General features: G+C 72.1%; 21 protein-coding genes, 1 tRNA gene and 1 riboswitch. Of the genes, 13 read left to right on the forward strand and 9 right to left on the reverse strand.

Translation table 11 applies throughout. The features are described 5' to 3' along the window. The first annotated feature begins 34 nt into the window (after nt 1–34). The 7 genes from purU (at nt 35) to AC1DIW_RS13995 (ending at nt 8,015) form a co-directional block, all read left to right on the forward strand. Entirely contained in the window at nt 35–877 is an 843-nt protein-coding gene (purU, locus tag AC1DIW_RS13965) for a formyltetrahydrofolate deformylase (protein WP_442280286.1), read from the forward strand. Nucleotides 878–1,074: 197 nt separating this feature from the next. Beyond that, on the forward strand, nt 1,075–2,328 hold the full coding sequence (locus AC1DIW_RS13970; RefSeq protein WP_478108908.1) for an efflux RND transporter periplasmic adaptor subunit: 1,254 nt from the start codon (nt 1,075–1,077) through the stop codon (nt 2,326–2,328). Nucleotides 2,329–2,331: 3 nt separating this feature from the next. Continuing rightward, on the forward strand, nt 2,332–3,126 hold the full coding sequence (locus AC1DIW_RS13975; RefSeq protein WP_478108910.1) for an ABC transporter ATP-binding protein: 795 nt from the start codon (nt 2,332–2,334) through the stop codon (nt 3,124–3,126). Further along, nucleotides 3,123–4,346: an ABC transporter permease gene (locus AC1DIW_RS13980; protein WP_478108912.1), complete on the forward strand. Its 1,224-nt coding sequence runs from the start codon at nt 3,123–3,125 to the stop codon at nt 4,344–4,346. The genes AC1DIW_RS13975 and AC1DIW_RS13980 overlap by 4 nt, the downstream gene beginning before the upstream one ends. A 7-nt stretch (nt 4,347–4,353) precedes the next feature. Beyond that, a complete protein-coding gene (locus AC1DIW_RS13985) occupies nt 4,354–5,232 on the forward strand; it encodes a hypothetical protein (protein WP_478108914.1) in 879 nt (292 codons plus the stop codon). After that, nucleotides 5,225–7,369: an efflux RND transporter periplasmic adaptor subunit gene (locus AC1DIW_RS13990; RefSeq protein ID WP_478108915.1), complete on the forward strand. Its 2,145-nt coding sequence runs from the start codon at nt 5,225–5,227 to the stop codon at nt 7,367–7,369. The genes AC1DIW_RS13985 and AC1DIW_RS13990 overlap by 8 nt, the downstream gene beginning before the upstream one ends. A 94-nt stretch (nt 7,370–7,463) precedes the next feature. Further along, nucleotides 7,464–8,015, forward strand: a complete 552-nt coding sequence (locus tag AC1DIW_RS13995) for a hypothetical protein (protein ID WP_478108917.1) — start codon at nt 7,464–7,466, stop codon at nt 8,013–8,015. A gap of 50 nt (nt 8,016–8,065) precedes the next feature. Here AC1DIW_RS13995 and plsY read toward each other — a convergent pair whose 3' ends face one another. The 4 genes from plsY to AC1DIW_RS14015 form a co-directional block, all read right to left on the reverse strand. Continuing rightward, nucleotides 8,066–8,668, reverse strand: coding sequence for a glycerol-3-phosphate 1-O-acyltransferase PlsY (gene plsY, locus AC1DIW_RS14000; protein ID WP_478108919.1), 603 nt, complete (start codon nt 8,666–8,668; stop codon nt 8,066–8,068). Next, nucleotides 8,665–9,561, reverse strand: coding sequence for a DegV family protein (locus AC1DIW_RS14005; RefSeq protein WP_478108920.1), 897 nt, complete (start codon nt 9,559–9,561; stop codon nt 8,665–8,667). The genes plsY and AC1DIW_RS14005 overlap by 4 nt, the downstream gene beginning before the upstream one ends. Nucleotides 9,562–9,595: 34 nt before the next feature. Beyond that, nucleotides 9,596–12,535, reverse strand: a complete 2,940-nt coding sequence (leuS, locus tag AC1DIW_RS14010) for a leucine--tRNA ligase (RefSeq protein ID WP_478108922.1) — start codon at nt 12,533–12,535, stop codon at nt 9,596–9,598. A gap of 228 nt (nt 12,536–12,763) precedes the next feature. Further along, nucleotides 12,764–13,411 carry a lysoplasmalogenase gene (locus tag AC1DIW_RS14015; protein ID WP_478108924.1) on the reverse strand — a complete coding sequence of 216 codons (648 nt, stop codon included), beginning with the start codon at nt 13,409–13,411 and terminating at the stop codon, nt 12,764–12,766. Nucleotides 13,412–13,521: 110 nt separating this feature from the next. Between AC1DIW_RS14015 and AC1DIW_RS14020 the strand changes: the two genes are divergently transcribed. Together AC1DIW_RS14020 and AC1DIW_RS14025 are read left to right on the forward strand one after the other, a co-directional pair. Continuing rightward, entirely contained in the window at nt 13,522–13,896 is a 375-nt protein-coding gene (locus AC1DIW_RS14020; protein WP_442280297.1) for a thioesterase family protein, read from the forward strand. A gap of 40 nt (nt 13,897–13,936) precedes the next feature. Continuing rightward, a complete protein-coding gene (locus AC1DIW_RS14025; RefSeq protein ID WP_478108925.1) occupies nt 13,937–14,830 on the forward strand; it encodes a hypothetical protein in 894 nt (297 codons plus the stop codon). 7 nt (nt 14,831–14,837) lie between these two features. On the opposite strand, the gene AC1DIW_RS14030 is transcribed toward AC1DIW_RS14025, so the two are convergent. The 4 genes from AC1DIW_RS14030 to AC1DIW_RS14045 form a co-directional block, all read right to left on the reverse strand. Beyond that, the gene (locus AC1DIW_RS14030; RefSeq protein ID WP_442280396.1) at nt 14,838–15,167 is read right to left on the reverse strand and encodes a 2TM domain-containing protein; all 330 of its coding nucleotides are present in this window, start codon (nt 15,165–15,167) and stop codon (nt 14,838–14,840) included. 150 nt (nt 15,168–15,317) lie between these two features. Then, on the reverse strand, nt 15,318–15,929 hold the full coding sequence (locus tag AC1DIW_RS14035) for a hypothetical protein (RefSeq protein WP_478108927.1): 612 nt from the start codon (nt 15,927–15,929) through the stop codon (nt 15,318–15,320). Between the two features lie 10 nt (nt 15,930–15,939). After that, entirely contained in the window at nt 15,940–16,305 is a 366-nt protein-coding gene (locus AC1DIW_RS14040) for a DMT family transporter (protein WP_442280397.1), read from the reverse strand. Beyond that, nucleotides 16,305–16,619: a DMT family transporter gene (locus AC1DIW_RS14045; RefSeq protein ID WP_478108929.1), complete on the reverse strand. Its 315-nt coding sequence runs from the start codon at nt 16,617–16,619 to the stop codon at nt 16,305–16,307. The genes AC1DIW_RS14040 and AC1DIW_RS14045 overlap by 1 nt, the downstream gene beginning before the upstream one ends. A gap of 11 nt (nt 16,620–16,630) precedes the next feature. Beyond that, nucleotides 16,631–16,695, reverse strand: a riboswitch (guanidine-III (ykkC-III) riboswitch). 109 nt (nt 16,696–16,804) lie between these two features. Between AC1DIW_RS14045 and AC1DIW_RS14050 the strand changes: the two genes are divergently transcribed. From AC1DIW_RS14050 to AC1DIW_RS14065, 4 genes are all read left to right on the forward strand, one after another. Continuing rightward, nucleotides 16,805–19,129, forward strand: coding sequence for a CHAT domain-containing protein (locus AC1DIW_RS14050; protein WP_478108930.1), 2,325 nt, complete (start codon nt 16,805–16,807; stop codon nt 19,127–19,129). A 2-nt stretch (nt 19,130–19,131) separates the two neighbouring features. Beyond that, nucleotides 19,132–21,081 (forward strand): caspase family protein, encoded by a 1,950-nt coding sequence (locus tag AC1DIW_RS14055; RefSeq protein WP_478109192.1) that lies wholly within the window; start codon nt 19,132–19,134, stop codon nt 21,079–21,081. Between the two features lie 94 nt (nt 21,082–21,175). Further along, complete coding sequence (locus AC1DIW_RS14060) at nt 21,176–23,233, forward strand: amylo-alpha-1,6-glucosidase (protein ID WP_478108931.1); 2,058 nt, start codon at nt 21,176–21,178, stop codon at nt 23,231–23,233. Between the two features lie 143 nt (nt 23,234–23,376). Then, nucleotides 23,377–24,507: a glycosyltransferase family 4 protein gene (locus AC1DIW_RS14065; RefSeq protein ID WP_478108933.1), complete on the forward strand. Its 1,131-nt coding sequence runs from the start codon at nt 23,377–23,379 to the stop codon at nt 24,505–24,507. Between the two features lie 85 nt (nt 24,508–24,592). On the opposite strand, the gene AC1DIW_RS14070 is transcribed toward AC1DIW_RS14065, so the two are convergent. Then, a tRNA-Ala gene (locus AC1DIW_RS14070) sits at nt 24,593–24,668 on the reverse strand. Nucleotides 24,669–24,707 lie beyond the last annotated feature (39 nt).

Raw genomic sequence — 24,707 nt, forward strand, 5'->3', positions numbered from 1 at the left:
ACTCCCCCGCGCCCGACTGGTCCAGACTGCTCCAATGGCTCGGCACATCATGACCCTCACCTGCGACGACCGGCCCGGGATCGTCGCGGCAGTGTCCGCGGCGCTGCTGGCGGTCTCGGCGAACATCGTCGAGAACCAGCAGTACTCCGATGAGGACACCGACCTCTTCTTCATGCGCACCGTCTTCGACGCCGAGCCGCACGAGGTCGACCAGGTCCTCGGAGACATCCGCGAGAGCCCGGCCATCGCGCACCACCACCTCGCGGCCAGGCCCGAGGACGAGCACTGCCGGACGGTCATCCTCGTCAGCAAGTTCGACCACTGCCTGCTGGACCTGCTCTACCGGTGGAAGTCCGGTGACCTGCCGATCGACATCGTCGGCGTCGTCAGCAACCACGAGGACTGCCGCGGTCTCGTCGAGTACTACGGCCTGCCCTTCACCGTCATCCCCGTGACGAAGGAGACGAAGGCCGACGCCGAGGCCGAGCTCCTGCGGATCGTCGAGACCGAGGACGTCGGCCTCGTCGTGCTTGCCCGCTACATGCAGATCCTCAGCGACAGCCTGTGCCGTGCCCTCGAGGGCCGCGCCATCAACATCCACCACTCGTTCCTGCCGGGGTTCAAGGGCGCCAAGCCCTACCACCAGGCGCATGACCGCGGCGTGAAACTCATCGGGGCGTCAGCCCATTACGTCACAGCCGACCTCGACGAGGGCCCCATCATCGAGCAGGACGTCGTCCGCGTCACCCACGCCGAGTCCCCCGAGCGCCTCGTCGCGATCGGGCGCGACGTCGAGCGTCGCGTCCTGTCGCGGGCGGTGCGAGACCACGCCGAGTCGCGGGTCTTCCTCTCGGGCCGCCGCACGATCGTCTTCTGACGCGTCCCCCGAACGTCTGCCGATCGCCTCGCGGACAACACATAGCCGACTCATAGCAACTCCCGTCACATCTTCCAGCCTGCACGCCTACGGTCACCCCTGACGCTCGCGAACGGAACGTACGACGGAGACGGTGACAGATGGCTGGAGCACGACGGGGGCCTGGACGGCGCGGCCGGAGACTGATCGGCACAGCCGTGGCTGCGCTGCTCCTTGCGGGCGCGGGCGGCGCCTATGCGGTCACCCACCGTTCAGCGAGCGCGCAGCCACAAGCGCGCACCCTCACCGTCACGCGTGGCACCGTGCAGCAGACGGTCTCGGCGAGCGGCACCCTCGAGCCGGCGACCGAGGCCGACCTGTCGTTCCAGTCCGCCGGCACGGTCAACAGCGTGGGTGTGAGCGTCGGTCAGCAGGTCGCCAAGGGTGAGGTGCTCGCCTCGATCGACACGTCGGCCCTGCAGGGCCAGGTCACCCTGGCGCAGGCTGTCGTCACCCAGGCCCAGGCCCAGGTCACCGCTGCGGGATCGAGCGGCTCGGCCAGCCAGATCGCGGCGGCCGACGCCCAGCTGGCTTCTGCGCAGGCCAAGCTGCTCGCGGCACAGCAGGCCCTGTCGCAGGCCCGGCTCACCTCGCCGATCGACGGGGTCGTCGCTGCGGTCGCCGTCAAGGTGGGCTCGACCGTCGGCGGCTCGGGCACGTCAGTCTCCTCGGGATCGAGCTCTTCGGGTGCAGGTCGGGTCGCGAGCGGCGGGGGCACCGGAGGCTCGGCCGCCGGCACCGGCGGGGCCGGGGCGTCCGGCTCCTCGAGCGCGGCGGTCTCGGTCATCTCCACGAACGCGTGGGTCGTGCAGACGCAGGTCGGCAACGCGGACCTGGCCAGCCTCAAGCAGGGCATGCAGGCCCAGATCCTGCCGACGGGGTCGCGCACGACGATCTACGGCACCGTCGAGTCCATCGGCATCGTGGCCTCGTCGAGCTCGAGCGGCACGTCGCAGTTCCCTGTCACCATCGCCGTCACCGGCGCACCTACCGGGTTGTATGCCGGCACCGCGGCGTCCGTCTCCATCGTCGTCAAGCAGATGGACGACGTGCTCACCGTGCCGACCGCCGCGCTGAGCAGCTCGAACGGGCGCACCACCGTCACGGTGCTGCAGAACGGTCAGCAGGTGACGACGGCCGTGACAGTGGGACGCATCTTCGGCGCCCGCACCGAGATCACGGCCGGCCTCTCCGACGGCGCTCAGGTCGTGCTGCCCGGCATCTTCGGCACACGAGGCACCGGCACCGGGGGCACGGGGGGCACGGGGGGCACGGGAGGCACCGGCACGCGCACCGGCGGCTTCGGCGGTGGCGGGTTCGGCGGTGGCGGGTTCGGCGGCGGCTTCGGCGGCGGCGGCTTCGGCGGCGGTGGCGGTGCGGCCGGCGGCACCACGGCCCGGAACGGCGGCTGACCCGTGAGCGAGCTCCCGATGTACGTCGACACCGACGAGGCCGACGAGGCCGACGAGGCGGACGGGTCCGACGAGACCCTCGACACCGGCGGCCGGCCGACGCCGATCCTCGACCTCGTCGACGTCGGCAAGACCTACCGCAGCGGCTCCCTCAGCGTCGACGCGCTGCGTGGGGTCACCCTCTCCGTCGCCGAGGGCGACTACGTCGCGGTCATGGGCCCGTCCGGCTCCGGCAAGTCGACCCTGATGCACATCCTCGGCTGTCTCGACGTGCCCACGAGCGGCCGCTACCGCCTCGCGGGAGAGGACGTCAGCGGTATGCAGGAGCGCGAGCTGGCCGACATCCGCAACCGCCGTATCGGCTTCGTCTTCCAGCAGTTCAACCTGCTGCCGGCGATGTCGGCGTGGCGCAACGTCGAGCTGCCGCTCGTGTATGCCGGTGTGCCGCGGGCCGAGCGCCGCGCGCGGGCCGTCGAGGCCCTCGGACGGGTCGGGCTCGCCGACCGGGTGGACCACCGTCCCGGCGAGCTGAGCGGCGGCCAGCAGCAGCGGGTGTCGGTGGCGCGGGCCCTGGTGACCAACCCGAGTCTCATCCTGGCCGACGAGCCCACCGGCAACCTCGACTCCGTGTCGACGGCCGACGTGCTCAGTCTCTTCCGGGAGCTGCACGAGCAGGGCCGCACCGTCGTGATCATCACGCACGAGCCTGACGTGGCCGGCCAGGCTGCACGCACCATCCACATCCTCGACGGGCAGGTCGTCGACGACCACGCGGTGACGGCAGGGGTGGCGTCGTGACCTGGACCGAGACGCTGCACACGGCATACGACGCCATCCGCACGCGGCGGATGCGCTCGGCGCTGACGATGCTCGGGATCCTCATCGGTATCGCCGCGGTCATGTTGACCGTCGGGCTCGGGCAGGGCGCCCAGGCTCAGGTGGCCAGCCAGATCGACGCACTCGGGTCCAACCTGCTCATCGTCACCCCTGGCAGCTCGACGCAGGTGGGCGGCATCCGTGGTGGTCGTGGTTCGGCGACGACCCTCACCACGGCCGACGCGGCGGTGCTCTCCGACACCCGAGTGGTTCCCGACGTCGCCGCAGTCGCCCCCGTCTCGACCTCGTCACAGAGCGTCGTGGCCAACGGCCAGAACTGGACGACGAGCATCGTCGGCACGACCCCGCAGTGGCCTGTCGTGCGGGCGCGCTCGACCGACTCCGGTCGGTTCTTCACCCAGGCCGAGCTCAGCGGCGTCGTCCCGGTGGCGGTCATCGGCTCGACGACCGCCCAGCAGCTCTTCGGCGGCCGCTCTCCCGTCGGGCAGTTCCTCTCGATCGGTGGCGTGCAGCTGACCGTCGTGGGTGAGCTCAACACGGCCGGGTCGACGGTCGGCGGGGACCAGGACGACCAGGTCGTCATCCCGGCGACGACGTTCGCGAACGACTTCTCGTCGGGCGGCACCTCGGTCTCCTCGATCTACCTCCAGGCCGCGAGCCAACAAGACCTCTCTGCCGCCTACCAGGAGACATCGAACGCGATGCTGACCGCGCACGGGGTGACGCCGGCGACCGCCGACTTCCAGGTCAACAGCCAGGCCTCGCTCGTTCAGACCGCGACCAGCACGGCGCGCACCCTCACGGTGCTGCTCGGCGGCATCGCGGCGATCTCCCTGCTCGTCGGTGGGATCGGCGTCATGAACATCATGCTCGTGTCGGTCACGGAGCGGATCCGTGAGATCGGCCTGCGCAAGGCTCTGGGGGCCACCCCGCGCGTCATCCTGCGCCAGTTCCTCACGGAGGCAAGCCTGCTCGGGCTCGTCGGAGGGGTCCTCGGCGTGGGCCTCGGCACCGTCGGCGCCCTCACGCTCCCCCAGTTCCTCGGCCAGCCGGTCGCACTGTCCACCACGGCGGCGCTCGGTGCGCTCGTCGTCTCCCTCGTCATCGGCATTGTCGCGGGGGTCTACCCTGCGAACCGCGCTGCCCGTCTCGCCCCCATCGACGCCCTGAGAAGTGAGTGACCCCAGCATGAAGCGCATCGTGATCGTCATCGCCGCCGCCGCCGCCCTGGGACTGGCCGGATGCAGCAGTTCGGCACAGTCCGCGCCATCGACCGGTTCGGGGCAGACGGCGGCAACCGGAGGCTCGACGGGCACCGGTCGCACCCCCGGCGTCTCGGGTCTCGTCGCGGCCGTCACGGGCTCGACGGCACAGGTGCAGGGCGCCAACCAGCAGACCGCCGTCGCGTGGACGCGCACGACCCGGTTCACCGACCAGGTCGTCGTGTCCGCCTCTGCCGTCACGGTGGGCGAATGCGTCATGGTGCGACCCGCTCGCGGCGGCCGCGGCGCGCAGGGCAGCAGCGGATCGTCGACCTCCGTGGCCGCCGCCTCCGTCGAGCTGCTTCCCAAGCAGGGGGGCACCTGCGCGTTCGGCGGGTTCGCCGGCCGCACGGGCCCCCGGCCGTCGGGCGCGCCCACCGGCACGGCGGTCCCCAGGCCGAGCGCTGGCACCGGTGCCGGTGGCCGCGGCTTCGGTGCCGTCGGCACGGTCTCGGCCGTGCGCTTCGGGCAGTTCACCGTCACGCCGGTCGTCCAGCCCGGGGCAACCGCCACGGCTCCGGTCTCGGTCACGTACACCTCGTCGACGGTCTTCACCCGCCTCACGGCGACGAGCGCCTCGGCCGTCAAGGTGGGCGTGTGTGTCACGGCCCAGGGCCGCACCGACGACACGGGCGCGATGACGGCGAGGACCATCACCGTCAGCGCTGCCACCAACGGCGCCTGCGCGAGCGGCTTCGGCGGCCGTGGTCCCGGCGGTGGCCGCGGGGCGGGTGGCGGTGCTGGCAACGGCGGTGGGGGTGGCACCGGCGGCGCCTCGAGCACCGCAGGGGCCGGCAATGCCTGACCGTTCTCGCATCGGCCGCGGGCCGCTCGTCGCGGGCGGCAGCCTCCTCGCCGTGCTGATCGCGGCCGGTGGCGTCTACACCGCCTCGGCGAGCACCGGCACGGCCGCATCGGCCGACTACCGCACCGCGGCCGTGAGCCGGGGCCCGGTCAGCCAGGTCCTGACCCTGACCGGCACCGCCCAGCGCGTCGACCAGGTCACCGCGGCCTTCCCGACCAGCGGCACCGTGACGGGCATCAGCGTCAAGGTGGGCGACCACGTGTCGGCCGGGCAGCCGCTCGCCACCATCGACCCCACGGCGCTCCATGCCAGCCTCCTGGCAGCCCGGGCGGCGCTCGCCCAGGACCAGGCCTCGCTGATCGCCGACGAGACGGCGTCGACAAGCAGCGCCACCAGTGCCACCAGTGCTGGCAGCGGGGGCACTGGGGCCAGCGCGTCGAGCTCGGGCTCGGCCTCGCAAGGTGGTGCCGGCTCCGGCAGCCGGACCAGCTCGGGACTCCGCGCGGCCGCAGGCGGCAGCGCCGGAGCGACGGGCGGCACCGGCGGCACGGGTTCGACCGGCGGGGCTTCGACGGGCGGCGGTTCGGCCAGCACGGGTCACTCGGGCGGGTCGGCCCCGACCGCTGGAGGACATGCCGCCGGTGGGTCCAGCCTCCCGAAGCTGAGCACCAGCGCCATGCAGCGCGCCGTCGCCGAGGCGCAGCAGGCCCTGCTGGCCGAGGAGCAGGCGTGCGCACCCGTGCTCGGCACACCATCGTCGTCCGGCACGAGCCACCACCGTCCCTCGACGGGCCCGACGGGCCTCTCGTCGTCGCCACGCGTCAACCCCGCCGCCTTCACCCCGCAGGCGACGCCCGGGCCCGCAGCCACCGGGACAGCAACCCCCACCACCGGTGTCCCCTCCGGCACCGCGACCGTGCCGCCCACCGGCACCGCGACCGTGCCGCCCACCGGCACCCCGACCGTGCCGCCGACCGGCACCCCGACCGTGCCGCCCACTGGCACCCCGACGGACACGCCGAACCCGACCGGCTCGCCCACGAGCCCGGCTCCCGGCCACGGCAGCACGACACCGAGCGCCGACCAGCTGCGCACCTGCGCCACCGCGATGGCGTCGGCCTCGAGGACCCAGCACGCAGCAGAAACGGCACTGACCGGCCTCGCCACGCAGATCGCCCACGAGTTGACCGTGATCATGCAGCTGGCCACGGTGACGTCCTCCGGGTCGAGCTCGTCGGCGCATCCCTCGGGCTCGTCCGCAGCCTCGTCCGCAGCCTCGTCCGCAGCCTCGTCCGCAGGCTCGAGTGGCGGCGCAACCTCCTCTGCAGGCTCGTCCGCCGGCGTCGCGACGAGCGCCACGCGCAGCACCGGCGGTACCGGGAGCCCGGCCGGAGGCGGCAGCAGCTCCGCCACCCGCGTCGCCGCCGACGAAGTCGCCATCCTGCAGGACCAGGACGCGGTGACCCAGGCCCAGAGCGACCTCGAGGGCGCGACCCTCAAGGCACCCATCGCCGGCACGGTCGGCAGGATCGACCTCACCGTCGGACAGACGGCGAGCACCTCGACCGGCATCGTCATCGTCGGGGCCGGGGCCGCTGACGTGACGGTGAACGTCCCCCTGGCCGACATGGGTCTCGTGCACGCCGGCCTGGCCACCGAGGTCACCCCTGCCGGTGACGTGACCGCCGTCCCCGGCACGGTCTCCAGCGTCAGCCTGCTCCCGTCCTCGTCGACGGCCACGACTCCGACGTACCCCGCCACGATCGTCGTCCCGGCGCCGCCGCGATCGATGGCCAGCGGGTCCGTTGCATCCGTCGCCATCACGGTGGGACAGGCTCCAGACGCGGTTCGTGTGCCGGTCTCGGCGCTTGCCGGCGTGCAGTCCGGCACGGGTCAGGCGCAGGTCCTCACCGGCAGCGGGACCACGACACGTGCGGTGACCATCGGCGCCGTCGGAAGTGGCTTCGCCCAGGTGATGACCGGTCTCGCAGTCGGCGACCGTGTCGTGCTCGCCGACGTCAACGCAGCGCTGCCGTCCAACCAGTCGAACGGCCTACGCGGCCTCGGTGGCGGTGGGTTCGGTGGACGGGGCGGCGGCGCCGCTGGAGCGGCAGCGGGCGGACGTCCAGGAGGGTGATGCGCGCGGCCACCCCCGGACATCAGAGCCGCACCGGTTCTGGGCTGCCCTCTCGACCACCCGGGACCGGCTCGTCCATCGGTAGCGTGCAGCCATGAGCGAGTCGAGGTTCGTCGTCGGGCAGAGGCACTTCGGACGGCTGACCCGAAACCCGGAGGAGAACGACGCGGCCGTGACCGCCGCGAGGGCAGACCTGACGTCCGCTGTCGAAGCCGCGCCTGGCGATGCCGCAGGCAGCGCCGTGCTCGACGCCGCCGTCGACCTCGCCGAAGCCCTGACGATCGCCGGGAGGGAGCACGAGGCGATGACGCTGGCCGGTCCGGCCGCGCGGGTCGCCCGGGAGACCGGCCGCGACGAGACCCTCCGCTGGGCCCTGCTCGTGCTCGCGACGGCCGAGCACTACGCCGACGAGGAGGCCGAGGCCGAGGAGCACTTCCGCGAGGCGCTCGCCCTCGCCCGCGCCTCGGGGGACCGGGTCCTCGAGCACTACACGTTGCACCACGTCGGCCGGTTCCTCGTCGACACGGCTCGCACCGACGAGGCGGTCGAGTGCTTCACCCTGTGCCTCGCGATCCGCGAGGAGCTCGGAGAGCCCCGCGCAGAGTCCACACGCAGGGCTCTCGCCGCCCTGAGCTCAGCCGGGTGAACCACGGTTGGACCCCGGGCCGTCCGCACGGTCGCGGACGAGGGCCCGGCTCACGGCAGGCGTCGCTGGCGCCACCAGCCGACAACGTTCTTCCGGTGCCGGGCGAGCACGAGCAGCCCGATCGCCGTGAGCCACAAGCCGGTCCACACGTCGCCTGGTGCGTGTCCCGTCCAGATGAGGACCGCGACGACGAGCATTGCCAACGCCCCGAAGATGGAGCCGGCAGCGACCCAGCGCGTGAGCAGCACCGCGACGGCGAAGACCACGACGACGACGAGGGCGAACCACGGGTGCACCCCGAGGATCACCCCGAGAGTCGTGGCGACCCCTTTGCCGCCGCGCCCCTTGAGGAAGGGCGACCAGATGTGTCCGAGCACGGCCGCGATGCCGACCGCGTATGCCGCGTGCGCGCCGAAGAGCTGACCCGCGACCAGCGTCGGGACGAGTCCCTTGAGGACGTCGAGCACGCCGACGACGACGCCCCACTTGCGGCCGAGAACCCGGCCGGCATTGGTCGCTCCCGGGTTGCCCGACCCCGACGACGCGAGGTCCTTGCCGAGCAGCCGGGCGATCATCGTCGCCGGGTTGAGCGAGCCGACGAGGAAGGCTGCGAGCACCCCTCCTGCCCAGGCGAGCGCGGTACCGACGTTCACGACCCGGTGACCTCGCCCGGTGACAGCGACTCGGGCAACGGCTCGCCGGGACGCGGTGACACGGCGATGGCGACGGTGCCGGGACCCACGTGCGCGCCCACCACGGCCCCGAGCTCGACGACGAGGACCTCGGGCGATCCGGGGACCAGGGTGTGCAGCTCGCCCGCGATCTGCTCCGCGCGGGCCGGTGCGTCGAGGTGGTGGACCGCGATGTCGACGACGTGGCCTCCCTTCGCGACCTGGTCGAGGACCATCGCCTCGATGCGCGCGACCGCCCGCGACGACGTGCGGACCTTCTCGACCGGCACGATGCGACCGCCGCGGACGGCGAGGATCGGCTTGATCGCGAGGGCCGACCCGAGCAGCGCCGAGGCGGCGCCGATGCGTCCGCCTCGGCGCAGGTGCTCGAGGGTGTCGACGTAGAACAGGACTCCGGAGGGGCCGAGCCGCGAGTGCACGGCCTCCAGGACCTCGGGCACCTCGGCGCCGTTGGCGGCTGCCTCGGCCGCAGCCACCACCGCGAATCCCATTGCCATACCGATGGTCTCGCTGTCGATGACCTCAACCGGCACCGGGGCTTCAGCAGCTGCGAGCCGGGCCGCCTCCACCGTGCCAGACATCTGGGACGACAGGTGGACCGAGACGATGGACGTCGCGCCCTCGGCGGCCAGACGCTGGTACGTCTCGGCGAAGACCTGCGGCGTGGGCCGCGACGTGGTGACGATGGTGTACTCGCGCAGCGCAGCTGCGACCTGCGCCGCCGAGATGTCCCGCCCCTCGACGAAGTCCCGCCCGCCGACGACGACGTGGAGCGGGACGACCTCGATGCCGTGCCGCTCGACGACCTCTGTCGGCAGGTAGGACGTCGAGTCGGTGACGACCCGTGTGCTCACGTCGCGCTCCTTCCGTCGCCGGCCGTCTGAGGGACTACACCGGGACGACGTTGACGAGCTTCGGCGCCCGGACGATGACCGTCCGGACACCGCCCTCGGTCGCCGCCCTGACCTTGTCACGGCCGAGCGCGAGCTCGCGCAGGTCGTCCTCGGAGATGTCAGGGCTCACCTCGACCCGGTCGCGGACCTTGCCCTTGATCTGGATGACGCAGGTGACCTGCTCCTGCACGATCTTCGCGGGGTCGCTCACGGGGAACGCGGCATACGCCACCCCGTCGTCGTGACCGAGCCGCTGCCACATCTCCTCGGCGATGTGCGGGGCCACGGGCGCCAGCATGAGCACCATCGCCTCGACGACCTCGCGCGGGGGTGCGTGCAGCTTCGTCACGGCGTTGTTGAGCTCGATGAGCTTGGCGATCGCGGTGTTGAAGCGCAGCCCCTCGAAGTCCTCGCGGACCCCGGCGATCGTCTGGTGCAGCTGCGTCGTCAGCGCCTGGTCGAGGGCCGCGTCGACGACGCGCACCTCACCGGTCGCCTCGTCGATCACGTTGCGCCACAGGCGTTGCAGGAAGCGCTGGCTGCCGACGACCGCGCGGATCTCCCACGGCTTGGACAGTTCGAGCGGCCCCATCGACATCTCGTAGACGCGGAAGGTGTCGGCGCCGTAGGCGTCGTACATCTCGTCGGGGCTGACGGAGTTCTTCAGCGACTTGCCGATCTTGCCGTACTCACGGTTGACGGGCTGCCCCTGCCACGTGAACGTCGGCTCCTCGCCATGACCGCCGGGGTGCTCCTCCACCTCGGACGCGGTGACGTACTGACCGCGGCTGTCGGTGTAGGCGTAGGCCTGGATGTAGCCCTGCGAGAAGTACTTCCGGAACGGCTCCTCGCTCGTGACGTGGCCGAGGTCGAAGAGGACCTTGTGCCAGAAGCGGGCGTAGAGCAGGTGCAGGACCGCGTGCTCGACGCCGCCGACGTAGAGGTCGACGCCGCCCGGGTCGCGCGTGCCGGCGGGGGCGCCCGCGACCGGGGTGTCGTGACGGCCCAGCCAGTAGGCCTCGTTGGCCGGGTCCACGAAGGCGTCGTGGTTCGCCGGGTCGAGGTAGCGCAGGTAGTACCAGCACGAGCCGGCCCAGTTGGGCATCGTGTTCGTCTCGCGGCGGAACTTCCGCAGTCCGCGGCCGTCGCCGAGGTCCTTCTCGACCTCGACCCACTCAGGCACGCGCGACAGCGGCGGCTCGGGGCTGCTCTGGGCGTCGTCCGGGTCGAACGTCTTGGGGCTGTAGTCCGGCACGTCGGGGAGGGTCAGCGGCAGCTCGTCGTCGGGGACGGCATACGCCACCCCGTCCTCGTCGAACATGATGGGGAACGGCTCGCCCCAGTAGCGCTGGCGGCTGAAGAGCCAGTCGCGGATGCGGTAGCTGATGGTCCCCTCGCCGAGCCCCTCGTCCTCGAGGAACTCGATGATGCGCGCCTTCGCCTCGGCGACGTGCAGCCCGTCGAGCGAGATGCGCTCGTTGGCACTGTTGATCGCGACGCCGTCGCCGAGGAACGGCTCGTCGTCCGGGTGGCCCTCGGCCGGCTGGACGGTGCGGACGATCGGGATGTCGAACTTCTCGGCGAACTCCCAGTCGCGCGTGTCCTGACCGGGGACCGCCATGATGGCGCCGGTGCCGTATCCCATCAGCACGTAGTCGGCGACGAAGACCGGGATCCGCTCTCCCGTCAGGGGATTCGTCGCCCACGAGCCGGTGAAGACGCCGGTCTTGTCCTTGCCCTCGGTCTGTCGCTCGACATCACCCTTGCGTGACGCCGCGAGCTGGTATGCCGCCACGGACTCCTTCGGGGTCGCGCTCGCGTCGGCGTCCGACCCCTTCCAGGCGTCCTTGGTCCCGTCGGGCCAGTTGCCTTGCGGCACCAGTGAATCCACGAGCGGGTGCTCGGGCGCGATGACCATGAACGTCGCGCCGAAGATGGTGTCGGGGCGCGTGGTGAAGACGTCGATGCCGTCCTGTTCGCCCGTGCCGGTGATGACGGGGAAGGTGACCCGCGCGCCCTTGGACCGGCCGATCCAGTTGCGCTGCATGAGCTTGACCTTCTCGGGCCAGTCGACGCCGTCGAGGTCGTCGGCCAGGCGGTCGGCATACGCCGTGATGCGCATCTTCCACTGGCTGAGGTTGCGACGGAAGACCGGGAAGTTGCCGCGCTCCGAACGGCCCTCGTTGGTGACCTCCTCGTTGGAGAGCACGGTGCCGAGGCCCGGGCACCAGTTGACCGGCGCCTCGGACGTGTAGGCCAGGCGGTGGCCCTCGATGACCGTGGCGCGCTCGGTGGCGGACAGGTCGGCCCACCCCCGGCCGTCGGCGTCGAGGACGGCTCGGCGGCCGGACTCGAACTCCTCGACGAGCTCGCTGATCGGGCGCGCCTTGCCGCGGCCACCGTCCTCGCGCACGGCCTCGGTGTCGTACCACGCGTCCCAGATCTGCAGGAAGATCCACTGCGTCCAGCGGTAGTAGTCGTCGTCGATCGTCGCGAACGTGCGGCGGTTGTCGAAGCCCAGCCCGAGGCGGCGCAGCTGGCGCTTCATGTTCGTCATGTTCTCCTCGGTGGTCTTCCGAGGGTGCTGCCCGGTCTGGACGGCGAACTGCTCCGCGGGCAGGCCGAAGGCGTCGTAGCCCAGGGCGTGCAGGACGTTCTTGCCGAGCATCCGGTGGAAGCGGCTGTAGACGTCGGTCGCGATGTAGCCGAGCGGGTGGCCGACGTGCAGGCCGACGCCGGAGGGGTACGGGAACATGTCGAGGACGATGAGCTTCTCACCGCGAGCGGCCACCTTCTCGGGCTCGGCCCACGGCCCGGCCGGGTTGGGGGCGTTGAACGTGCCGTCCTCCTCCCACCGGTCCTGCCAGGAGGTCTCGATCTGCTGCGCCATCGCCGCGGTGTAGCGGAACGGGGTGTCGTTCGTCTGCTCGCTCATGTCGTCTCTCTCGTCGCTGCTCGTCTGGGCAAAGAAAAACCCCTCGCACAGGAGGGGAAGCCGCGTTGATGTCGGGAGTCCCGACCTTGGTCAACGCGGCTGCGGAAGGAGCAGCAGTCCAGCCATGCGCCCAAGGTTAGCGCAGGGCCCGGTCCGGACCCGATCGGGCGCGCCCTCCCCTGTCCCGACTCAGTCGCACGAGCGGTGGGTCCCGCCCTCACTCGACCGTCAGCGGAAGAGGGCGACGACGATGAGGGCTTGTGCGACGTGGTAGGTCACGATGACCGTCAGCGGGGCCCAGCGCCGCTCGTGGACGAAGCGGTCGTGGCCGAGCACCGCGTCCGAGACCACGAAGACCGCACATCCGAGCAGCAGCAGCCAGTCCCCCTTCCACGCCGCGACGAGCACGAGCGCACTCAGCACGAGCTGGTAGACGAAGACCGGGACGCGCTGCGCACCCGCGTGGCGCACGATGTCGCGCCCGACCTTCGCGTGCAGCAGCACGAGGGCCGGCACGGCCACCAGCAGCGGCCACGCGAAGCCCTCGACCCCCGGCGTCTCGAGGATCGCCCAGATGTACGCGACGTGTGCGGCGAGGAAGGCGGCGAGCCCGACGAGGAAGCGGGTCTCGGTCGCCCGCACCAGCGCGACGTCCCCGACCAGGCAGAACGCGAGGGCCACGACCACCGGCAGCAGCGGCGGGGAGCCCGGTACGCGCCCCTCCCAGTGGAGCGACCAGGCGAGCCCCATGAGGAGCAGCACGACGAGCGGCTTGGTCAGCCGCTCGACGAAGTGGTCGCCGCGCAGGACGGATCGCCAGTTGATGAGCGCCGTCACGCCGAGCGCCACGCTGATGACCCACAGGTGGGTGGTCACGGCCCAGATTCCCAGCAACGACTCAGGTTCGCGGTGCAGACACGCTGCGGGGCCCCCACCACCAGCCGAGACGAATCGGCGAACGTCCGGTTCTCTGCCAGACTCGTCCAATGCCCATGCGCAAGTTCCAGCACACGGTCACCGCCGACGACACATCCGCTCGGGTCGGCAGCGGTGACCTCGACGTCCTCGCGACACCCCGCCTCATCACGTGGTGCGAGAACGCCGCGTTCCAGGTCTGCAAGCAGACCATCGACGCCGACCACACGACCGTCGGCACGACGGTGAAGCTCGAGCACGTCAGGGGCAGCGCCGTCGGCGCCGAGATCACCGTCCTGTGCGCCGAGCCGATCAACGACGGACGTCGCCTCGTGTGCCACGTCACCGTCAAGGACTCCGAGGGCGAGGAGATCGCCAAGGGCGAGATCCACCGTGCGGTGGTCGATCCCGATCGTTTCATGAGCAAGTGCCAGCGGATCCTCTGACCCGCAGCCCCCTCCCAGCCGCGGTTGCCACGATGTCCGCGTGACGCCCGGACTTCTCGGCGCCCTCCTCGCGGCGCTCGCCTACGGCGCCGCCACCGTGCTCCAGGCCGTGGGCGTACGCCGCGCCGGCGCCCTGCCTGTCGGCACCCGGCTGTTCGCACGCGTGCGGGCCGGGTGGCCGTATGCCGCCGGCCTCGCCCTCGACGGACTCGGCTTCCTCGCGTCCGTGGCCGCCTTGCGCACGCTGCCCCTCTTCCTCGTCGAGTCCGCGGTCGCGGCCTCGGTCGCCGTCACCGCCGTGCTGTCCGTGCTCGTGCTCCACGTCCGCCTCGGGGCGACCGAGGTCGTCGCGCTGGTCGCCATCGGGGCCGGACTCACCGGCCTCGCCCTGACGGCCGCGGAGGGCCCGGCCGTGCGCCCCGGGCCGTCCGCGCCGTGGTGGTTGCTCGCGGCGGCCGCGCTCGTCGGGGCCCTGCTCGTGATCGGCGCCGTCGACCGGGACAGGGGCCGCGGGGCCGTCGTGCTCAGCATCGCCGCGGGGCTCGGGTTCGGCGGGGTCGGGGTCGCGGCCCGACTGCTCGAGGTCCCCTCTCCCGTGTGGGCGCTCGCCACGGACGGCACCGCCTGGGCACTCGTCGTGCACGCCGCGCTGGCGACGGTGGCCTACGGGCTCGCCCTGAGCCGCGGCCGCGTGACGACCGTGGCGGCCCTGACCTTCGCGACCGAGACGGTAGTCCCCGCAGTCATCGGCCTGGTGGCGCTCGGCGACCACGTCGTGTCGGGGCATGCGCCGGCGGCGGGCGTGGCGTTCGCCGTGACCCTGGGCGGGTGCATCGCGCTCGCGGGCCGCGCCGAGCCGACCGGCCCGGCCACCCCCTCGGACGGCGTGCAGACAACACCTCCGGCACGGCAGGACGTCTCCCAGCAGCCATGACGTCGGGTCACCGACGCCGCAGCCGGTCCATCTCGCTCTCGATCTGCTCCTCGGAGGGAGCGTCGACGGCGTAGGCATCCACGGCGTTCGCCACGAGGCCGATGCCCCAGCCGGCGATCACCCAGGCGGGCCAGAAGAAGCCCGCTCCCGTCATGGCCCAGATCAGGACGAACATGCCGTTCACGAGCAGGTAGATGAGCAGGTGGACGCGGAAGTCGGCCTTCTTCTTGAGCCGGCGGAGGGCTCTGCCGCGGAGATCGACCTCGGGGACGACGCGGTCGACCGTCGGGTCGGGCACGTCAGCGTGGGGTTCGACCGGAAGCTGGTTCGCGGTCATGATCTTCACCGCTCCTTCGTGGGCCGCCGTGTGGCGGGACCCACACGGCTCCCTACCTCCAGCGTAGGTCGGCCGCCGGCGTGCGGACCGAAAGGGTGCGGGAGATCACCCTCGGCCGCGAGGCGTATGCCGTCCGGTCCGGCGGGTGCGTCACAGGACGTACGCGTCGCCGTCCCGGCGGAACCCGAGGTTCTCGTAGTACGGCTCGAGCATGTCCGGCGGCGTCAGCACCCGTCGGAACCCGCGCCGACGGAACGGCCCCTCGGGCCCGAAGACGAACTCGCCCGGTGTGAGGTCGCGGTGCCGCGGCGTCACCCAGTCCAGCAGCAGCTGCGCCGTGCCCTCCCCCGCGTCGCGCATGAGCACGACCCCGACCGTCTCGTCCCCGCGGAGCACGAGGTAGGACGGGTCGCCCGCGAAGGGGTCGTGCACGAACTGCGGGTTGTAGCGCCGGATGTCGCCCTCGTGGACCCGAAGCACGTGGCGCAGGTAGGTGTCGTCACCGGCGACCTCGAGCACCTCGTAGACCTCGGCGTCGTGCTTCTCCCGGGACATCCGCGCGAGGTAGAAGACGTTGATGCCGGCGAGGACGACGTTGAGGCCGACCATCGGCCAGACGTGGTTGAGCGTGTTGTAGACGATGAGCACGACGCAGCCCACGAGGTTGATGACCCGGAGCCGGCGCAGCCGCGTCTGCAGCAGCGACCATACGAGGATCGCGGAGCCGACCCAGCCCAGCAGCTCCAGCCACGGGGTACCCATGGGCGCGACCCTAGCGCTGCCGCGCCGGCCCGTCCGTGGATCCGACCGACCGAGAAGGCTCGTGCCCGATGATCTTGAGCCCGACGACCGCGGCGACGATGCCCACGAGCAGGGCGACCTTGACCGCGGAGAAGTCCTCCCCGCCGGTCGTCATGGCCCACGTCACCGTGAGCGCCGCTCCAAGACCCGTCCACACGGCATACGCCGTCCCGATGGGGATGGTGCGCACGGCCCGCGCGAGGCCGACCATGCTGAGCGTGCCGGCGACGAGGAAGACGACGGCCGGGACAGGACGCGAGAGGCCCTCCGACGCGGCGAGCGCCGACGCCCAGACCGCTTCCAGGACGGCGCTGACGAGCAGGACGACCCACGGCATCACGCCACCACCTTGAGCCCGGCGACGCACGCGACCAGGACGAGCAGCAGTGCGGCCCGTCCGGCACCGAGCCGCTCCTCGCGGCGCGCGACCGCGAGCAGGACGGTGCCGACGGCACCGATCCCGACCCACACGGCATACGCGGTGCCGGCGGGCAGAGCGGTCATCGCCCACGCGAGGCCGACCATGCTGAGCACGAGCGAGACGGCGAAGAGGGCGGTCGGCCGGGGGCGGCGGAAGCCGTCGGACGCGGCGAGCGCGGTGGCCCAGACGGCCTCCAGCGCGCCGGAGAGGACGAGCACGAGCCAGTGCACGGCGATTCCGATCTGGCCGTCTTGTCGCAGGGCGGGTACGGCTCCCTCGTCCGCGAGCACGGCTCGCGCGCTCACCTCCAAGGCTACCCGGTGCAGCTGGGCACGTCCCGGTCGAAACGGTGTATCAAGGGCACGGCCCGGCGTACTGTCGAGTGCAGGCGCGCTCCTGCGAACAGAGGATCGCCATGAGCCGTGACTATCTCGACTTCGACGTCGCCGTGACCCCCGAGGGTCAGGGGTATGCCGCACACGTGCTCGCGTCGCCCGCTGGCGACGCGTCGGCACCGTTCACCCTCCCGTTCTCGGCCACCGACCTCGCCCAGTTCATGATCGCCGTGGGGCCGCCACGCGTCTCCTCGAGGCGGCTCGTCCCGGCGGAGGCGCGCGTCGTCGACGTCAAGGAGTACGGGCGGCGGCTCGGGGACGCACTGCTCTCCGGCGAGGTGGGCAAGACCTTCCGGGCGAGCCTGACCGCGGCCCAGGCCGGTGGGCGGGACCTGCGGCTGCGGCTGCGACTCGACGCCGTGCCCGATCTCGACCCGGTCCCGTGGGAGTACCTCTACGACTCGACCCTCGGCCGCTTCCTCACCCTCTCCCAGGAGACGCCCGTCGTGCGCCTGCTCGACTCGCTCGAGCGGCCCCCGGTCGTCCAGGTGGAGGCGCCGCTGCGGGTCCTCGTCATGATCTCGAGCCCGAGCGACATGCCCGAGCTGGCGGTCGAGCGCGAGCGCCAGCTGCTCGTGGCGACGACCGGCGACCTCGTCACGAGCGGCCGTCTGACGATCACGGTCCTCGAGGACGCCACCCTGACGGGGCTGCAGCGCGCCCTGCTCGACGACTTCCACGTGTTCCACTTCATCGGCCACGGCGGCTTCGACCAGCAGGCGCAGGAGGGCGTGCTCGTGCTCGAGCGCGACGACGGCACGGCACACCGCGTCTCGGGCGCCCGCCTCGGCACCCTGCTCCACGACGCCCGGACGATGCAGCTCGCCGTCCTCAACGCCTGCGAGGGGGCGCGGACCTCCGGACGCGACGCGTTCTCCGGGGTCGCCCAGGCGCTCGTGCGCCAGGGCCTGCCGGCGGTGGTCGCGATGCAGACGGAGATCTCCGACCGGGCCGCGCTCGTCTTCAGCCACGAGTTCTACTACTTCCTGACGCGCGGGCTCGGGATCGATGCCGCCATCTGCGAGGTGCGCAAGTCGATGGCGGTGTCCGACGAGGCGTCGGAGTGGGGCACCGCGGTGCTGCTCCGGTCAGGCGCCGACCAGCCGTTCTCGTTCACGACGAGCGCCACCGAGCCGGTCGAGCGTCCCGAGAGCCGGCTCGAGTCCCTCTACGACGCCGCGAACGGGGCGATGACGGCGAGCGCCCCGGCGACCGCCCTGCCGCTGCTCGAGCAGATCGCGGCCGAGCACCCCGACTACCGCGACGTCACGCAGCTGCTCGAACGCGTACGGCCGGCTGCTCAGGCCGGGCTGCCTGTGCCGCTCGAGCCGGTCGAGCCGGTCGAGCCGGTCGTGCCGGCCGGGCCCGACGATGGCCGCGTGGACCGGCCGGTGGTGCAGGACGTGGTGCACGACGAACCCGTGGTGACGGACGAGCCGTCCACCAGCGAGGCGCAGACCCGGCCCCGTCCTGCGCCACCCGAGGGGCGGGGTGGCAGCAAGGCGGGGAAGCGCGTCGCGACGTGGGTCCGGGCCGGTCTGCTCGTGGCCGTCCTCGCCGGCGGATGGTTCGCCTGGCGGGTCCTGCCCTCCCTGCTCCAGAAGGCCGGGCCCCTCGTGGCTGCGGCCTGCGGGACGAGCGCGACCACGCCGGCGGCGACCGACGTCACGATCGGCTGCGCACCGGTCGCCCCCACGATCGACGGGTCCTTCGACGACTGGCGGTCGGTCCCCGAGAACGACACGGATGCGGCGGTGTTCGGCGCGGCGCAACGCCGACCGGGACTCACCGCCACGTGGCAGGCGCTGTGGGACGCCGACGCGTTGTACCTGCACGCCGTCGTCGTGGACCCGGTCGTCACGCCGACCCAGGGACCCGCGCCGCAGTGGTGGAACGGGGACGCCGTCTCCTTCGAGATCGGCCCCGACGCCCGGACGCTGGCTCGCACCGCGCCGTTGCGGCCGGGACAGGACTTCCACGTGATCCTCGCGGTGCGGGACGACACCGACCGGCGCGCGGCGGCCGACGTCAACACCGTGGGCACCAGCGCGCAGGGCAGGGTCGTCTTCGCGACCGGCACCGAGAGGCCCGCGATCTCCGTCGTGGCCCGGTCGCGGGACGACGGCTACGAGCTCGAGGCCAGGATCCCCTGGACCGAGGTGGGCCGGAGCGTGGCTCCCCAGCGCGGCGACGTGCTCGCGATGAACGTCAACCTCAGCGACGCCACCGGCCCCGGAGCGAGCTGGGCCCTGCGCACGATGCTCAGCAGCAACCCCCAGCGCTCGGGCGCCAACCAGAACCTGCCCGCCCGGTGGCAGAGCGTCGCCCTCGGCGACTCCGGGTGACCATGGCCGGCCGGCTCTACGCCCTCCTCGTCGGGATCGACGCCTATCCGCCTCCGATCCCTGCGTTGTCCGGGTGTGTCAACGACGTCACCGGCTTCGCCGAGGTCCTGCGTGAGCGCGTCGGCGCGGACGCCCTCGACCTCGTGGCGCTGGCGGACGGCGAGGCGACGAGGTCCGCCGTGACGACGCAGCTGAGCGACCACCTCGGACGCGCCACTGCGCAGGACGTCGCCGTCTTCTACTTCAGCGGCCACGGCTCGCAGCAGGCGACGCCCGAGGAGCTCTGGTCCATCGAGCCGGACCGGCGCAACGAGACGCTGGTGTGCGTCGACAGCCGATCCCCGGGCAGCTGGGACCTCGCCGACAAGGAGCTCGCGGGCCTGCTCCACGGCATCTCGGCGTCCGGGTGCCACACGCTCGTCGTGCTCGACTGCTGCCACTCCGGCGACGGCACCCGCAACGCGGACGAGGTCGTGCGGCTCGCACCCCCCGACCCCCGGTCGCGCCCCGCAGCCACCTTCGTGGCGCTCGACGGCCCGACCACCGCCGTCCGCGGCACCGGGCGCTGGACTCCCGCGGGTCATCACGTGCTGCTGGCGGCCTGCAGGTCGTCGGAGAAGGCCAAGGAGGTCACCGCCGGGGGGCGCCGCCACGGTGCCCTGTCCGCGGCGCTCGACGCCGCCCTGCTCGGCTTCGACGGGCGGCCCACCTACCGCGACGTGCTGCGCCTCGTCACCGCCGACGTGACGGGCCGGGTCACGGACCAGCACCCGCAGCTCGAGACGACCGACGCGACCGAGCTCGACCGGCCCTTCCTCGGGGGCGCGATCCAGGCCACGCCCCGCCCGCTCACCCTGAGCCGGCTGCCAGACGGGTGGTCCATCGACTCCGGCGCCGTGCACGGCGTGCCCGAGCCCCGCGGTGACGACACGACCGAGCTCGCCGTCTACCCGTTGACGGGCGAGACGTCGGGCTCGCCCCTCGCGACTGCGTCGGTGACCAAGGTCCTGCCCGACCGCAGCCTGGTGCGCCTGACGCCCGAGCTCGACGAGTCCTTCATCTACCGCGCCGTCGTCACCTCGATCCCGCTCGATCCACTCCTCGTGGGGGTCGTCGGCGACGCTGTCGGCACGGCGGCCCTGCGCCGCGCCGCCGACCACGCCGACGAGACGCTCGTCGACCTCGTCGATGTCGGCCGCGACGGCACCGTCAGCGGCGGCACCACCGTGGCGGACCTGCTCGTCGAGGCCACCTCGGAAGGCTTCGTCATCACTCGTCCCGGCGTCACGCGCCCCCTCGTTCCCGTCGTCGAGGGCGAGGGACGCGAGGAGCGGACCGTCCTCGCGCTCGAGCGCGTCGCCCGCTGGCTGCGCCTCTCGGCGCTGACCAACGCGACGACGGCCCTGGGCGCCGACGCCGTCCGCGTCGAGGTGGACGCGGGGACGGGCGCGGTGGGCGCCGGCGGCACCCTGACCATCGCGTATGCCGGGAGCGACGCCCCTCGCTTCACCGTCCGCCTCACGAACACCACCGCCGCCCCCCTGTGGGCCGCGCTGCTCGACCTCACGGAGACGTACGGCATCTTCACCGACGCGTTCCCGGCGGGGTCGGTTGCGCTGGGACCGGGTGAGTCGACGAGCGTCGACCTGGTCGGCCAGGTGTCGGACGCCCTGTGGGAAGCCGGGACCGCGTCGCTGCGGGACCAGCTCATGGTCGTCACCAGCACGCTCGAGTTCGACCCGCGCACGCTCGAGCAGGAGGAGCTCGACGTGAGCGAGGTCCCGGCCGCCGGGACCACGAGAGGCGCCGACATGGCCCCGAGCCCGAGGTCCAACCTCGAGCGGGCCCTGGGCGGCACCCGGACCCGGCGTCTGGGACGAAGTCCCGAGTCGGCCGGGGTCGCCGACTGGCGGACGGACTCGGTCTTCGTCGTCACCGTGCGGCCTCGCTGACGAGGAGGCTTGACAGCGGGGTCGATCGGGCGTGGGCTGGCATCCCATGACAGAGGGTTGGGCCTTCACGGGCGGGCCCCCGACCACGCCCAGCATGTCGACGGTGTCCCTCGTCGAGGGACGGTCCTTCTGCGTCTCGGAACCATCCGGTGACATCGGTGCGGCCGGAGGGCATGGGCTGGTGGTCAAGGACACCCGCTTCCTGGACCACCTCGAGCTGCGCGTCGACGGCGAACCGCTCGAGTCGCTGACCGTGGAACACACCGGGCCACATGCCGCGACCTTCGTCACGCGCCGTCGGCCGCGCCCCGGGCTCGCCGACAGCACCCTTCTCGTCGTCAGACGCCGCTATGTCGGCAACGGGATGGTCGAGGATGTCACGCTCGAAAACCTCAGTGCCGGGGCCGTGACCGTGACGCTGACACTCACGGCGAGCACCGACTTCGCGGGCCTCTTCGACGTCAAGGAGGGCCGTCTCGTCAAGCGGGCGGACGCCATCGAGGTCACGACGGACGACACCACCCTTCGTCAACGCATCGACCGGGCGGACTCCCGGGCGGTCGAGATCAGCGCAACCGGTGAGTACCAGGTGTTCCGGCACGGCCTGATCTGGCACCTCACCGTCCCGGCCCGAGCCACCACGGAGTTCACCCTGCAGGTCGTGCCCGTCTTCCGGGAGGTTCCGCTCCGGTCGCCGTACCTCCCAGGGGTGTCTCGTCGCGAGAGCCACCCGGAGAGAGAACACCGACGGTGGCGCGAGCGCAGCCCCGTCGTCTCCTCCGCCGACCCCCGCCTCCACCGGCTCGTCCGCAACAGCACGGAGGACCTGTCCGGCCTGCGCATCACCGACTCGCGGCACCCGAGACGCATCGTCCTGGCTGCGGGCGCGCCATGGTTCATGACGATCTTCGGGCGCGACGCCCTGTTGACCAGCTGGATGCTGCTCCCCCTGGACGCGCGAGTGGCCCGGGGCACGCTCGAGACGCTCGCGGAGACCCAGGGACGGGTGGTCGAACCCCGCACCGAGGGACAGCCGGGCCGGATCCTCCACGAGATCCGCTCCGGGTTGCTGGACGACGCGGACGCGGGCGAGGAGACCGTCTACTACGGCAGCGTCGATGCCACCCCGCTGTTCGTCATGCTCGCCGGCGAGCTCCACCGATGGGGTGGCACGACGCCGGAGATGGCCCGGCTGATGCCACACGTCCGACGGGCGCTGGACTGGATCGAGGACTACGGCGACGCCGACGGGGACGGTTTCGTCGAGTACGAGCGGGCCACCGACCGCGGTCTGGTCAACCAGGGCTGGAAGGACTCCTTCGACGGCATCACGTATGCCTCGGGCGCCCTGGCCGGGGCTCCGCTGGCGCTTGCCGAGGTCCAGGGCTATGTCTATGCCGCGCTGCTCGCGGGGGCGCGGCTGTCTCGGGTCGCACACGACGACGACCGCGCCCGGCGGCTCGAAGAGCAGGCCGCGACGCTCAAGCGCCGTTTCAACGAACAGTTCTGGTTGCCGGACCGCGGCTACTACGCGCTCGCTCTCGATGCCGACAAGCGGCCGGTCGACGCCCTCGCCTCCAACATGGGGCACTGCCTGTGGACCGGCATCATCGAGGAGGAGCACGCGCCGGCGGTGGCAGCAGCACTGATGTCACCCGAGATGTTCACCGGCTTCGGGATCCGGACCCTGTCCACGTCCGCCGGCGCCTACAACCCGATGAGCTACCACAACGGCTCGGTGTGGCCGCACGACAACGCCATCATCGCTGCCGGCCTGCGCCGCTACGGCTTCGCGGCCGAGGCCAACCGAGTGATCCTCGCCCTGCTCGATGCGGCGGAGGGCTTCGGCGACCGCCTCCCCGAGCTCTACTGCGGGTTCGACCGGGACGAGTTCGCCCACCCCGTCCCCTACCCGACATCGTGTTCGCCGCAGGCCTGGGCCGCGGCTGCCCCCCTACTGCTCGTCCGGACCCTCTGCGGCCTGGAAGTGGACCTGCCGCGCGGGCTCCTGGGGCTCGACCCACACGTGCCCGAGCAGCTGCTACCGCTCTCGGTCGAGCAGCTGCACATCGGCAGGGACATGGTCGGCGTCGCCGTCGACACGTCGGGATGGCACGTCACCGGCCTGACGAGCGCCCTGAGCGTCCAGTGACGGTGGAGCGAGAGGTCGAGTCAGGCCGGTCCGGTGAGGCAGGTCGCCATCCGCCTTCCACCACCTCGTTTGCCGAGTACCGTGAGGGTGAGTTCCCCGGCAGGACGGTGTGGGGCCGTCACGGACCTTGTGGGTGGTGCACAGTGTCGACGACATCGACGTCCACCGCATCGCCACGCGTCGTCCTGCGACCGCGACCGCTGCGCATCGCCATGGTGGCGCCGCCCTACTACACGGTGCCCCCGCAGGGTTACGGCGGCGTCGAGTCCGTCGTCGCGGGGTTGGTCGACCGACTCGTCGCGCGTGGACACCACGTCACGCTCTTCGCCGCCGGCACACGCGGGACAGCCGCGCAGGAGTTCGTGCGCACGTGGGAGCTCCCGCCGGCGGAGCAGCTGGCGCTGGCGCTGCCGGAGGTCGTGCACGCGGCCAGGGTCGAGGGCCTGCTGCGGGCGCACACCGTCGACCTCGTCCACGACCACACCCTCGCCGGGCCCCTCACGGCGGCCGCACGTCGCTCGCCCACCGTCGTGACCGTTCACGGCGCGATGGACGAGCTCTCCGAGATCTACCGGCCGTTGGGGAGCACGGTCAGCCTGGTGGCCGTGAGCGAGGCACAACGAGCGCGGGCCCCGGACCTGAACTGGGTGGGGACGGTCCACAACGGCATCGACGTGGACAGCTTCCCCTACCGCGCCGACAAGGACGACTACGTCCTCTTCCTCGGTCGTTTCCACCCGCAGAAGGCCCCGCACCTCGCGATCGAGGCCGCGCGGCGGGCCGGGGTCCGCATCATCCTCGCCGGCAAGTGCACCGAGAGGATCGAGCACGAGTACTACGCCGGGCAGGTGGCGCCGCTCCTCGGGCCCGACGCCGTCGAGGTGGGGGTTGCCGACCCGGCCGTGAAACGGCGCCTGCTGGCCGGCGCCCGCTGCCTCGTCTTCCCGATCCGGTGGGAGGAGCCGTTCGGACTGGTCATGGTCGAGGCGATGGCCTGCGGGACGCCGGTCGTGGCCCTGGCCCGCGGCGCCGCGCCCGAGGTGGTCGCGCACGGTCGCACGGGTTTCGTCGTCGAGCGGCCCGAGGAGCTCGCAGCGGCCATCTCGGCCGTCGCCACCCTGGACCCCGCCGACTGCCGCCGCCACGCGAGCAGCCGCTTCAGCCTCGATGCCATGACGACCGGCTACGAGAGCGCCTACCGCCGGCTGCTGGCTTGTCAGGGCGCCGGGCCCACGGCGAGCTCCCGACCGACCCCGAACCGCACCGTCGTCTGATCGGGAGCAGCCAGACCTCACACCCCGGGAACCGAAGCGGCAAACGAAGAAGGACCGGACGGCGAACGCGTCCGGTCCTTCTCTCTGGTGGAGCTGAGGGGACTCGAACCCCTGACCCCCTGCATGCCATGCAGGTGCGCTACCAGCTGCGCCACAGCCCCTTGCGGGTGTCACCTCGTCGAAGCGACTGCGTAACCATA

Source organism: Terrabacter sp. 01T434 (assembly GCF_056398545.1).